Source organism: Stenotrophomonas sp. STEN046 (assembly GCF_056759755.1).
In genome coordinates this window covers 1-12,134 of sequence record NZ_JBRRDR010000048.1, presented here as the reverse complement: position 1 = coordinate 12,134, position 12,134 = coordinate 1, and the positions used below count along the sequence as shown (strand labels likewise).

10 protein-coding genes are annotated in these 12,134 nt (G+C 66.3%); 7 read left to right on the top strand and 3 right to left on the bottom strand.

Going from position 1 to position 12,134, the window contains the following annotated elements:
• Positions 1-60: 60 nt before the first annotated feature.
• The 3 genes from ACVOLJ_RS17795 (at position 61) to ybaL (ending at position 2,711) form a co-directional block, all read left to right on the top strand.
• A complete protein-coding gene (locus ACVOLJ_RS17795; protein ID WP_475280096.1) occupies positions 61-369 on the top strand; it encodes a hypothetical protein in 309 nt (102 codons plus the stop codon).
• Positions 370-686: 317 nt separating this feature from the next.
• Complete coding sequence (locus ACVOLJ_RS17790; RefSeq protein ID WP_481564735.1) at positions 687-818, top strand: hypothetical protein; 132 nt, start codon at positions 687-689, stop codon at positions 816-818.
• Positions 819-1,010: 192 nt separating this feature from the next.
• Positions 1,011-2,711 carry a YbaL family putative K(+) efflux transporter gene (ybaL, locus tag ACVOLJ_RS17785; RefSeq protein ID WP_481564733.1) on the top strand — a complete coding sequence of 567 codons (1,701 nt, stop codon included), beginning with the start codon at positions 1,011-1,013 and terminating at the stop codon, positions 2,709-2,711.
• Between the two features lie 356 nt (positions 2,712-3,067).
• Here the strand turns inward: ybaL and ACVOLJ_RS17780 are convergent, their stop codons facing one another.
• A complete protein-coding gene (locus ACVOLJ_RS17780) occupies positions 3,068-4,354 on the bottom strand; it encodes an O-acetylhomoserine aminocarboxypropyltransferase/cysteine synthase family protein (RefSeq protein ID WP_481564732.1) in 1,287 nt (428 codons plus the stop codon).
• Positions 4,355-4,529: 175 nt separating this feature from the next.
• Between ACVOLJ_RS17780 and ACVOLJ_RS17775 the strand changes: the two genes are divergently transcribed.
• The 3 genes from ACVOLJ_RS17775 (at position 4,530) to ACVOLJ_RS17765 (ending at position 7,495) form a co-directional block, all read left to right on the top strand.
• Entirely contained in the window at positions 4,530-5,267 is a 738-nt protein-coding gene (locus ACVOLJ_RS17775) for a winged helix-turn-helix domain-containing protein (protein WP_475280101.1), read from the top strand.
• Positions 5,264-6,553, top strand: coding sequence for an ATP-binding protein (locus tag ACVOLJ_RS17770; RefSeq protein WP_481564731.1), 1,290 nt, complete (start codon positions 5,264-5,266; stop codon positions 6,551-6,553). The genes ACVOLJ_RS17775 and ACVOLJ_RS17770 overlap by 4 nt, the downstream gene beginning before the upstream one ends.
• Positions 6,554-6,694: 141 nt before the next feature.
• The gene (locus tag ACVOLJ_RS17765) at positions 6,695-7,495 is read left to right on the top strand and encodes a MipA/OmpV family protein (RefSeq protein ID WP_481564730.1); all 801 of its coding nucleotides are present in this window, start codon (positions 6,695-6,697) and stop codon (positions 7,493-7,495) included.
• Between the two features lie 72 nt (positions 7,496-7,567).
• On the opposite strand, the gene clpB is transcribed toward ACVOLJ_RS17765, so the two are convergent.
• A complete protein-coding gene (clpB, locus tag ACVOLJ_RS17760; protein WP_475280104.1) occupies positions 7,568-10,153 on the bottom strand; it encodes an ATP-dependent chaperone ClpB in 2,586 nt (861 codons plus the stop codon).
• A 180-nt stretch (positions 10,154-10,333) separates the two neighbouring features.
• Positions 10,334-11,155: a DUF3014 domain-containing protein gene (locus tag ACVOLJ_RS17755; RefSeq protein ID WP_481564729.1), complete on the bottom strand. Its 822-nt coding sequence runs from the start codon at positions 11,153-11,155 to the stop codon at positions 10,334-10,336.
• 172 nt (positions 11,156-11,327) lie between these two features.
• Here ACVOLJ_RS17755 and ACVOLJ_RS17750 point away from each other — a divergent pair, with 172 nt between their 5' ends.
• Positions 11,328-12,038 carry a glutathione S-transferase gene (locus ACVOLJ_RS17750; RefSeq protein ID WP_481564728.1) on the top strand — a complete coding sequence of 237 codons (711 nt, stop codon included), beginning with the start codon at positions 11,328-11,330 and terminating at the stop codon, positions 12,036-12,038.
• Positions 12,039-12,134 lie beyond the last annotated feature (96 nt).

Sequence of the window (12,134 nt, the reverse complement as noted above, 5' to 3'; positions counted from 1 at the left end):
CACGCTGCGCTGGCGTGGATTGCGTTGGCGGCCCCCCTGTCAGGGTGTTCAGGAGATCACGTGAAACCCAGCTATTCCAAATCGAGCCTCGAGCCAGTCGTCGTAACCCAGCTTTCCGCAGCGAAGCTCCAGGTCCAGTTCAATGAGCCGATGGAAAGCATGTATTACGCAGCAGGGATGAGCTATGTCGTGGAGGAAGGCACCATGACGGTCGTTGTTGATCGCTGTCCCATATCCGGCCAATGCACAACCATGCTGCGGCGCGACGTGAAGCCCGGACCTCCTGGCCCAGCCCGTCAGGAAATTCCCTTGATGGCGCCGCGCGTGGTGATGCGGTTCGCCGATGGCGAAACACAGATTTTTCCATAAGGGCATCCCATGTCCACAGTCACGTGGACCCCAATACACAGGGGTCGTTCAATCAGTTCGTGGACGGCCACGCTTGGATCTCGGTGACGTGAAATGGCCAGACGACGTTCCATGGCCTGTGGCCAGACAGCCATCCGCTGGTTGAGGACAATGGCCCAGGTTCGGACATCCGTGCAGGCAGGGAAGCCCTGGCCACACCTGAGGCTTGACGCTATTACGAATTGACTCCCGAGCAGGTCAAGCGGATTGACCAAGCATTGGGCGAAAATGTCACCTGGTCATATGGCAACACCTGCGCATCGTGGGCGACCAGTACCGTGAACAACGTTGCTGGGCAGTCCATCGGGGAGTCACTGCGGCAGGTTCATCAGTTGGACAAGCAGTTGGCCGCTCCGCCGCAGCAGGCCGAGCCCGCGCTGGAAGAGACCCAGCGCCGGCAGATGGTGTGATCGTCGACGGCTGCGCCTGGAGCCGACCCCAGGTAGGCGCCATTCGGCCCGCGAGGACCAGCCGACCCTCATCAGGGTTGATACCGCGCCCGTCCAAGCCGCCTACGTAACGATCCGATACGCTGGCTGGGTTTGCCGTATCTGGCCGCATCGGTGAAAATCGGGGCATCCCCCATTTTCCTGCGAGACCCGATGCACCATGACACCGACCTGATCAACATCGTTGCCGTTGGTCTCGGGCTCGCCTTCATCTTCGGCGCGCTGGCCAACAAGCTCCGCTTGTCTCCTCTGGTCGGTTACCTGGTTGCTGGCATCTGCGTTGGCCCGTTCACCCCCGGCTTCGTCGCCGACCAGGCGCTGGCCAACCAGCTGGCCGAACTGGGCGTGATGCTGCTGATGTTCGGCGTCGGCCTGCACTTCTCGCTGAAGGACCTGATGGCGGTCAAGGCCATCGCCATTCCCGGTGCCATCGGCCAGATCCTTGTCGCTACCCTGCTCGGCTGGGGCCTGGCGGCATTGATGGGCTGGCCGGTCATCCATGGCATCGTGTTCGGCTTCGCGTTGGCCACCGCCAGCACCGTGGTACTGCTGCGGGCGATGGAAGAGCGGCGCCTGCTGGAAACCCAGCGCGGCAAGATCGCGGTCGGCTGGTTGATCGTCGAAGACCTGGCGTGCGTGCTGGCCCTGGTGATGATGCCGGTGATGGCCGGTGTGTTCGGCCCCGATGCCGCCAACGAAACCCATACCATCGGCAGCGTGCTGGCCAGCATCGGCTGGACCTTCGTACAGCTGGGCCTGTTCGTGGCGGTGATGCTGGTGGTCGGCCGCCGGGTCATTCCCTGGATCCTGGAGCGCATCGCAGGTACCGGCTCGCGCGAACTGTTCACCCTGTCGGTGCTGGCCATCGCGCTGGGCGTGGCGTTCGGTTCGGCCATGCTGTTCGGGGTGTCCTTCGCGCTGGGCGCGTTCTTCGCCGGCATGCTGCTCAACGAATCCGAACTGAGCCACAAGGCGGCCAGCGATTCGCTGCCGCTGCGCGATGCCTTCGCGGTGCTGTTCTTCGTCTCGGTGGGCATGCTGTTCAATCCCGGCATCCTGATCGAGCACCCGTGGCAGGTGCTGGCCACCGCCGCCATCATCATGTTCGGCAAATCCGCCGCCGCGTTCTTCATCGTGCGTGCGTTCGGCCACCCCACCGGTACCGCACTGACCATCTCGGCCAGCCTGGCGCAGATCGGCGAGTTCGCCTTCATCATCGCCGGCCTCGGCGTGACCCTGAAGATTCTGCCACCCACCGGCCAGGCGCTGGTGCTGGCCGGCGCGCTGATCTCGATCATGCTCAATCCATTGGTGTTCGGCCTGCTTGATCGTTGGCTGCTGAAGCACCAGGAAGCGACCCCGGCGGCGGTGGAAACCGAACTGCCGCCCGGCCCGTCGCTGGATCTGCACGACCATGCCATCGTCATCGGCTACGGCCGCGTTGGCAGCGCGCTGGCACAGGTGCTGCGTGACCGTGGCGTGCCGGTGATGATCATCGACGACAACAAGGAACACGTGGCCGCGGCCCATGCCGCCGGCCTGCCCGGCATCCGCGGCAGTGCCGCCGCCGACAAGGTGTTGGCCGAGGCCCATCCCGAGCGCGCCAAGATTGCCGTGCTGGCGATCCCGCAGCCGCTTGAGGCCGGCGAAACGCTGGCCAAGCTGCGCGCGCTCAACCCCGACCTGACCCTGCTGGCACGCGCGCACAGCGATGCCGAGGTCAAGCACCTGCTGGAACATGGTGCCGATGGCACGGTGATGGCGGAGCGCGAGCTGGCCTATTCGCTGGCGGAGATGGTGATGGCGACGCCGCCGTACCGGAACATCGGGCAGCACAGCATTCCGGTGGTGTGAGGGGGGGGCGGCAGGGCTTGCAGCCCTGCACCTGCCGAATCAACTTCAACGGCAACGGCAAAAGCTGGCTTTCTGGGAATGGCGGGATGGGCCCGGTTGCAAGGGACGCCCCGCCTTCGACAGATTCCCGCGTTCTGCAGTAGATCCACGCCATGCGTGGATGAATGGTCATCGAAGTGCATCCACGCATGGTGAGGGTCTGCCAAACAAAAAAATCCCCGGCGGGCCCGCACCCGTCGGGGATTCGACTTGCTGGGATTACCAGTTCCGCCACGCCTTGGAGAGGCAGTTCCACCGTAACGCATCGCGTGGCCGGTGGTGATCGCCTGTGGCGATATGTACCAAGCGCGCGGCTATCAGGCAGCGGCCAGTGCCTGCTCCAGGTCCGCACGCAGGTCGCCGATGTGCTCGATACCGATCGACAGCCGCACGGTGTCCTCGCTGACACCGGCCCGGGCCAGTTCATCGGCGTCGAGCTGGCGGTGGGTGGTCGAGGCGGGATGGGTGGCCAGTGACTTCGCATCGCCGAGGTTCACCAGCCGGGTGAACAGTTTCAGCGCATCGAGGAAACGTGCACCGGCGTCGCGCCCACCGGGCAGGCCGAAGGTCAGCACGCCCGAGCCGTGGCCGCCGAGGTAGCGCTGCGCCGCGGCGTGTTCGGGGTCTTCGGCCAGACCGGCGTAGCGTACCCACGCCACCTTCGGGTGCGCCTGCAGGTACTGCGCCACCGCCAGCGCATTGGCATTGATCCGTTCCATGCGCAGCGCCAGGGTCTCGATGCCCTGCAGGATCAAGAACGCATTGAATGGCGACAGCGCTGCGCCGGTGTTGCGCAGGGGCACTACCCGCGCCCGTCCAATGTAGGCGGCAGCCCCGAGCGCCTCGGTGTAGATCACGCCGTGATAGCTGGGGTCGGGCTGGTTGAGGCGGGCGAAACGCTGCGGCTGTGCGGTCCAGTCGAAGCGGCCGGAATCCACAATCGCACCGCCCAGGCTGGTGCCATGGCCGCCCAGGTATTTGGTCAGCGAGTGCACCACGATATCGGCGCCGTGTTCGAACGGGCGCAGCAGGAAAGGCGTGGCGACGGTGTTGTCGACGATCAGCGGCACCCCCGCCGCATGCGCGACCTCGGCGATTGCGGCGATGTCGGTGACGTTGCCGCGCGGATTGCCGATCGATTCGACGAACACCGCCTTGGTGCGTTCATCGATCAGCGCGGCGAACGCGGCCGGATCGGCAGGATCGGCGAAGCGCGCCTGGATACCGTACTGCGGCAACGTATGCGCCAGCAGATTGAGGCTGCCGCCATACAGCGCACTGGCAGCGACGATGTTGTCACCGGCTTCGGCGATGGTCTGGATCGCGTAGGTGATCGCGGCCTGCCCCGAAGCCAGCGCCAGCGCGCCGATGCCGCCTTCCAGTGCCGCCACGCGCTGCTCGAGCACGTCGGTGGTGGGGTTCATGATGCGGGTGTAGATGTTGCCCTGCACCTTCAGGTCGAACAGGTCGGCGCCGTGCTGGGTGTCATCGAAGGCGTAGGCGACGGTCTGGTAGATCGGCACCGCCACCGCACGGGTGGTCGGGTCGGGACGGTAACCGCCATGCACGGCCAGGGTTTCCAGTTGCCACTGCGGATCGCTCATTGCGCCAGGCTCCATCCGGGGAAGCAACCACCATAGGCCAGCCCGCCGCAGCCACTCAGAGCGCCTGGCGATGACGTCCATACCCGCGGTTATCAGGTTGGCGGCGATTCAGGAAGTTGCCATGGGCCATTGCTAGGCTTCGCCGCCGGGCGCCGCTCGGGCAAGGAGCCTAGCCGTGCAGCCACCCCCATGGACACCCGCCCCTGGCGCAGCGCCGACGCCGGTGCTGCTGGTCGAGGACGACCGGCGCTTGGCCGAACTGGTCAGCGACTATCTGCAGGAGCACGGATTCTGCGTGCAGCACGTGCCACGTGGCGATCTGGCGGCGGCCGCCTGCCGCCAGCACGTGCCGGCGCTGGTGGTGCTGGACCTGATGCTGCCGGGTCTGGGCGGCATCGATGTGTGCCGGCAGATCCGCAGCTTTTCCGATGTGCCGATCCTGATGCTCACTGCCTGCGAGGATGACATCGAGCAGGTACTGGGACTGGAATCGGGCGCCGACGATTTCGTGCACAAGCCGGTCGAGCCGCGCCTGCTGCTGGCGCGCCTGCGCGCGCTGTTGCGTCGACGCCATGGCGGTGGGTCATCGGGCACCCCCTGCCGGCTGATGCATGGGCAACTGCTGATCGATCGCGTGCAGCGCGAGGTCCAGCTGCACGGCCAACCGGTCGAACTGGGCACCACCGAGTTCGAGATTCTCTGGCTGCTGGCCAGCCAGCCCGGGCAGATCCTGTCGCGTGACCAGATCCTGCAGGCCGCGCGCGGTATTGGTTTCGATGGGTTGGACCGCAGTGTCGATGTCTGCATCGGCAAGCTGCGCCGCAAGCTCGGTGACGACGCGCGCGAGCCGCGCAGGATCAAGACCGTGTGGGGGCGTGGTTACCAGTTCAATCCGTCGGCCTGGTCGGCATGAAGCGGCTGTTCCTGTGGTTGTGGTTCGTCACCGGCGCCTGTTTCGTGCTCTCGGTATTCGCCCTGAACCACATGCTGGATGGAATCTATTCCCCCATGCAGGACCGGGTCTTCGTGCAGCAGGTACGCGGCCAGGTGTATGCCCTGCGCAGCGGCCTGACCGGCCTCGACCTGGCGGCGCAACAGCGCCGGCTGGCGCACTGGCAGCCGCACTACGGCATCGGGCTGTCACTGCTGGATACGCCGCCGCGGCTGGATGTTCCAGAGCGGGCCATGCTGCGCCAGGACAGCTTCATCGTCCGCGATCGCTATCAGCAGATCCTGCTGCCCATCGACGGCGTCGACGGACGCTGGCTGCAGCTGCGCCTGCCCGGTGAAGTACAGATGACCCTGTACATGACCGTTGCCGCCTATCTGGGTGTCCTGCTGCTGGTGGGCGCAGCGCTCTACGCCTGGGTCCGACTGCTGTGGCGTGACCTGGAGGCACTGCGCCAGCACGCCGACCGCATCGGTGCCGGCGATCTGCAGGCGCGCGCGCAGGTTTCACCGCGTTCGCAGATCAAGGTGATCGTGGAGCACTCCAACCGCATGGCCACGCGCGTGGCCGAGCTGGTGCAGCGGCAACGTGACCTCACCCATGCCATCTCGCACGAACTGCGTACGCCGGTCTCACGCCTGGCCTTCGGACTGGACCTGATGCAACGCAGCGACGATCCGGCGCGCCGGGCACATCTTGCGAGCGGCCTGCAGGGCGATCTGGCCGAACTCAACCGCCTGGTTAGCGAACTGCTGGCTTACGAGCGCCTGGAACACCCCGACGAGGGTGAATCGATGCAGCGCATCGAGGCCAACGACTGGCTGCAGGCCTGCATGGAGGATGCGCGCCGTGACGCCGAACGCGCAGACCTGGTGCTGCAGGTCTGGCCCAGCGCGCTGGCCGGCGTGGACGCAGCGCCACGCCTGCTGCAGCTGGCCTTGAGCAACCTGGTCGGCAATGCGTTGCGCCATGCGCGCACGCGGGTGGAGGTCTCGCTGGTCAGCGTGGCCGGCAAAGCCTGCCTGCGCGTGGATGACGATGGCCCCGGCATTGCCGAAGGTGATCGCGAGAAGGTGCTGCGACCGTTCACCCGCCTGGATGACAGCCGCAGCCGCGACACCGGCGGCTTCGGCCTGGGCCTGGCGATCGCCGGGCGCATTGCGGTTCGCCACCACGGCGAGCTGCGTGTGGGGCGCGCCACCTTGGGCGGAGCGCGCATGGAAATGCTCTGGCCCATGGCTGCCAGCTGAACGGCACAGGCCGCGCTTACAGTTGCTTACAACTCCCGCACAACTGCGGACGGACTGGTCGCTGGCATCCCGCCACGCTGGCGACCCTGCAGCCTGCGCCGGATGCGCGCGCTGCAATTCCTCCCATTGCAGAGAGTTGCCATGTCCCACCCCCGCCGTTTCCCCACCCTGCTCGGCCTGAGCCTGTTGCCGTTGTTCGCCGCGTCCACCGCGCATGCCAGGGATGACCAGTGGACCTTCGAACTTGCTGCCGGCGGTGGCGTCGCACCGCGCTACAGCGGCAGCGAAGAATTCCAGGCCGCACCGACGCTGTCCTTCGATGTGACCTCACCGGGCGGCTGGTTTCTGGGCACCAGCGGTGCGGGTTGGGGCACGGCGGTCGGCGAACACACCCGCGTGCGCGCCTACGTCGGCGGCAGCGGCAGTCGCCGCGACAAGAACTCGATCCTCGGCGGATCGGACTTCCTGCGTGGCATGGGCGATATCGATACCCGGCCCCTGCTGGGCCTGGCGGCTGGCTATACGCTGGGTGAGGCGGTACTGAGTGGTTCCTGGCAGTACACGCTGAAGGACGATGACAAGGGCGACAACGGCCTTGCCACCCAGCAGATCCACCTGAACCTGGAGATGCCGCTGTTCGACCTCGCCGGCGGTGTGGTCAGCGGCAGCGTTTCCACCGATTACGGCAACCGCGGCTACGTGCAGACCTGGTACGGCGTCAGCCCGGAGCAGGCAACGCGCACCGGGTTTGCGCAGCACAAGCCGAAGGCCGGCCTGGTCAGCGCCGGCCTGGGCATGAAGTGGAGCCACCGCGCCGGCCGCAACGGCAACTGGTACATCGCCGTGGAAGGCACCCGCCTGCTCGGCGATGCAGCCGACAGCCCGATCGTGCAGAAGGCCAACCAGTTCGGCGTGATGAGCGGGTACACGCACCGCTTCTGAAGGATCGCCGGGTGCTGCCCGGCGCTGCATGCAGGAAACGGAGCGCTGCGGTCAGGCAGCGCTCCGTTCCAGTCACGCCTTGGCAAACACCAGATGGCCGCCGTCGTTGCCCACCTCGATGGTATCGCCGTTGGCGAACGCACCGGAGAGGATCTGCTGCGCCAGCGGATTCTCCAGCTGTGCCTGGATCGCGCGCTTCAGCGGACGTGCGCCGTAGACCGGATCGAAGCCCACGTTGCCGAGCAGGTCAAACGCTGCATCTGACACCACCAGCTTCAAGCCACGCTCGGCCAGGCGCTTTTCCAGGCCACGCATCTGGATGCGCGCGATCTGCTTGATCTGCTGCTTGTCCAACGGGTGGAACACCACGATGTCGTCCAGGCGGTTGATGAATTCCGGGCGGAAGTGCGCCTGCACCACCCCCATCACCGCCGCCTTCATCTGCGTATAGGCCTCCGGCGAGTCATCACCGCTCATGTCCTGGATCTGGTGCGAGCCCAGGTTCGAGGTCATCACGATGACCGTGTTGCGGAAGTCCACGGTGCGGCCCTGGCCGTCGGTCAAGCGACCATCGTCCAGCACCTGCAGCAGGATGTTGAACACATCCGGGTGCGCCTTCTCCACCTCATCCAGCAGGATCAGCGAGTACGGGCGACGACGCACGGCCTCGGTCAGGTAACCGCCTTCCTCGTAACCCACATAGCCCGGGGGCGCACCGATCAGGCGGGCAACGCTGTGCTTTTCCATGAACTCGCTCATGTCGATGCGGATCATCGCGTCGGCACTGTCGAACAGGAACTCGGCAAGCGACTTGCACAGCTCGGTCTTGCCCACACCGGTCGGGCCGAGGAACAGGAACGAACCCCCCGGGCGATTCGGATCGGACAGGCCGGCACGCGAGCGGCGCACTGCATCGGAAACCACCTTGATCGCCTCTTCCTGGCCGACCACGCGGTTGTGCAGCACCTCTTCCATGCGCAGCAGCTTGTCACGCTCGCCTTCGAGCATCTTGTTGACCGGGATCCCCGTCCAGCGCGACACGACCTCGGCGATTTCCTCGTCGGTGACGCGGTCCTGCACCAGCCGGAAGTCCTTGTTGTCCACTTCCTGGGCCGCGGCCAGCTGCTTTTCCAGCTGCGGCAGCACGCCGTACTGGATCTCGCTCATCCGCGCGAAATCCTGCCGCCGCTGCGCCGACTCAAGCTCGACCTTGGCCTGCTCGACCTGCTCCTTGATCCTGGTCGCGCCCTGCAACGCGGCCTTCTCCGACTTCCAGACCTCGTTGAGATCGGAGAACTCCCGCTCCAGGCCGTCGATATCGCTTTCCAGATCCGCCAGGCGCTGCCGCGAAGCATCGTCCTTTTCCTTCTTCAGCATTTCGCGCTGGATCTTCAGCTGGATCAGGCGTCGTTCCAGCCGGTCCAGTTCCTCCGGCTTGGAATCGATCTCCATGCGCAGGCGCGAGGCGGCCTCGTCCATCAGGTCGATGGCCTTGTCCGGCAGCTGGCGGTCGGTGATGTAACGGTTGGACAAGGTCGCCGCCGCCACGATGGCCGGGTCGGTGATCTCCACGCCGTGGTGCACCGCGTATTTTTCCTTCAGCCCGCGCAGGATCGCGATGGTGTCTTCCACCGTCGGCTCACCCACGAACACCTTCTGGAAGCGACGCTCCAGCGCAGCATCCTTCTCGATGTACTTGCGGTACTCATCCAGCGTGGTTGCCCCGACGCAGTGCAGTTCGCCGCGTGCAAGCGCAGGCTTGAGCATGTTGCCGGCATCCATCGCACCGTCGGCCTTGCCCGCGCCGACCATGGTGTGCAGCTCATCGATGAACAGGATGATCTGGCCTTCGCTCTTGGCCAGATCGTTCAGCACGCCCTTCAGGCGCTCTTCGAACTCACCGCGGAACTTTGCACCGGCAATCAGCGCGCCCATGTCCAGCGACAGCACGCGCTTGCCACGCAGGCCTTCGGGCACTTCGTCGTTGATGATGCGCTGGGCCAGGCCTTCAACGATGGCCGTCTTGCCCACGCCGGGTTCACCGATCAGCACCGGGTTGTTCTTGGTCCGCCGCTGCAGCACCTGGATGGTGCGGCGGATCTCTTCGTCGCGGCCGATGACCGGGTCGAGCTTGCCGCTCTCCGCGCGCGCGGTCAGGTCGATGGTGTACTTCTCCAGCGCCTGCCGCTGTTCTTCGGCATTCTCGGACTGCACGTTCTCACCGCCACGCAGCTTGTCGATGGCCGCCTGCAGCCGGGTCTTGTCGGCACCCGCCGCGCGCAGCGCCATGCCCAGGCTGCCACCGTCTTCCAGCGCGGCCAGCACGAACCACTCGCTGGCGATGAAGGCATCGCCCTGCTGCTGGGCCAGCTTGTCGGTGTGGTTGAGCAGGCGGTTGAGGTCATTGCCGATCGACAGGTTGCCGGCCTGGCCGGACACCTTCGGCAATGCTTCCAGCGCCTCGTCCAGGCGTTCGCGCAGGACCGGCACGTTGACGCCGGCCTGGGCCAGCAACGGCCGCGTGCTGCCGCCCTGCTGGTCCAGCAGGGCACTGAAGACGTGCACCGGTTCAATGATGTTGTTGTCGCGGCCTACCGCCAGCGACTGTGCGTCTGCCAGCGCCTGCTGGAAACGCGAAGTGAGCTTGTCCATCCGCATTGCGAAACCTCATCGGTCATCGGGGCCGGCCCGCGCCGGCGATGCTGGAAAGATGCGGCTGCCCCACCCGGTTTCAAGGGTGGCTGCGACTGCATTCCGAGGCCAGTCAGCCTGCGGCCAGCATGCCGGAACGGGTGTGCTCGGCGCGTTGATCCAGGTCAGTTCGCCAGCGGGCCTGGCCTAGCGGGTGATGGCCGTGCGGATCGCCCGCAGCTGCTGCTTGACCGCCCGCGCCTGCGCCGGATCCATGCGCAGCAGGGTTTTCTGTCCGATCGAGCGTGATTGCAGGTCAGCGTCGACGAAGCGGTAGCGCCCCCGCTCATCCCGCTGCACCGCCACCGGCTGCGCCGGTTCCGGCGTCAGCAGCAGGTGATCGATCACGGCCACAAGGCGGTCGTTGAAGTAGCCATCGGGGCGACCCAGATCGACATAGGCCTGCTGGATCAGCGGATAGAAGCGCTTGTAGCTCACCCCCACGGCGCCCGCATCCACGGCGGTGAACGCCTGCACGTACGGCGCGTAACGGGCGGCATTGGCGGCGGCGATGTGCTCACCGCCCTCGCCCGCCTCGACCTGCAGGTTGCCCGGCAGGGGCCGCGCAGCCAGTGCCGTCGGCGGCACGCTCGGCTTGTCCAGATTGTCGATATGGCTGACCACGCGCTGGATCATGTGATCGCGCAGCAACAGGCCGAGCGCGCCCTCGCCCTGCAACAGCCCGCTCAGTGCAGACCACGCGGCCGCATCGCTGTCAGCCAGCGCCGGCAACGCGGGGTCGGCGGCGGCCTCGGTATCCAGCGGATGCTTGATCGGCGGCGGCACCGGCGCAGGCGGCGTGGAGGCCACTGCCGGTGATGGCGCGCCTGTCGCTGCAGGTGTTGACTGCACCGGCACCGATACGCCGTCGGTCAGGCTCTGCAGCTGATCGCGGAACAACCACGCACCGGCTCCACCCACCACCACCACGCCCAGCACCCAGGGCCACACTGCCTTTCCACTCTGCATGATGCAGTACCTCTTTTTCACACGCATGGAGAAGGTGTGACTCGCATGCAGGGTGAGGGTTCCCCGTCTGTTCCGCTGGCGTTGGGCTTCAGCGCTGCACGCACTTCACGCTCACGCCTGCTTTGCAGGCTTCGCGCGAGGCTGCCGGGGTTATCCCTGCGGAGAACCTCCCATGCAGTACGTGTTGTATTACTGGACCGGCATCCAGGGCCGTGGTGAGTTCGTGCGGCTGGCGCTGGAAGACGCCGGCGCCGATTACACCGACATGGCACGGGTGCATGGCGATGCGGTGATGCAGCCCTTCCTGGAAGGGCACAGCGAGGGCACCCAGCCCTTCGCGCCGCCCTTCCTGAAGGCAGGGCGGCAGGTCATCGCGCAGGTCGCGGCCATCCTCGATTTCCTTGGCCCTACGCTGGACTTGGTGCCGCAGGCAGCGTCGCGTCGCATGCAGGCCCTGCAGCTGCAGCTGACCATCGCCGATCTGGTGGCCGAGGTGCACGACACCCACCACCCCATCGCCTCCTCGCAGTACTACGAAGATCAGAAGAGCGAGGCCAAGGCACGCGCAGCGATCATGCGCAGCGAACGGCTGCCGAAATTCCTGGGCTACTTCGAGCAGGTGCTGAAAGCCAACGGCGGCCGGCATCCACTGCGCGAACATTCCTACGTGGATCTGTCGCTGTTCCAGCTGCTGAGCGGGCTGGACTACATGTTCCCGCGGCGCATGCAGGTGCTGTCACCCACGTTGCCGCTGCTGCGCGCGCTGCAGGAGCGCGTCTCGGGCCGGCCGAACATCGCTGCGTATCTCGGCTCGGACCGGCGGCTGCCGTTCAACACCAACGGCATCTTCCGCCACTACCCGGAGCTTGATGGGCAGGGGTAGCGGCCGCCGGGGGCCCGGCGGCACACGCCCCCCGACCCCCCCACCGGCGCCCGCCCCGCCCCGCCGGGCGCGCGGGCCCGCCCCCACACAACACGG

What these genes read in the sequence shown, in the direction of transcription:
- ybaL (WP_481564733.1), top strand. Translation starts at nt 1,011, where the DNA reads ATGCACCATGACACCGACCTGATCAACATCGTTGCCGTTGGTCTCGGG.
- ACVOLJ_RS17780 (WP_481564732.1), bottom strand. Translation starts at nt 4,354, where the DNA reads ATGAGCGATCCGCAGTGGCAACTGGAAACCCTGGCCGTGCATGGCGGT.
- ACVOLJ_RS17770 (WP_481564731.1), top strand. Translation starts at nt 5,264, where the DNA reads ATGAAGCGGCTGTTCCTGTGGTTGTGGTTCGTCACCGGCGCCTGTTTC.
- ACVOLJ_RS17765 (WP_481564730.1), top strand. Translation starts at nt 6,695, where the DNA reads ATGTCCCACCCCCGCCGTTTCCCCACCCTGCTCGGCCTGAGCCTGTTG.
- clpB (WP_475280104.1), bottom strand. Translation starts at nt 10,153, where the DNA reads ATGCGGATGGACAAGCTCACTTCGCGTTTCCAGCAGGCGCTGGCAGAC.
- ACVOLJ_RS17755 (WP_481564729.1), bottom strand. Translation starts at nt 11,155, where the DNA reads ATGCAGAGTGGAAAGGCAGTGTGGCCCTGGGTGCTGGGCGTGGTGGTG.
- ACVOLJ_RS17750 (WP_481564728.1), top strand. Translation starts at nt 11,328, where the DNA reads ATGCAGTACGTGTTGTATTACTGGACCGGCATCCAGGGCCGTGGTGAG.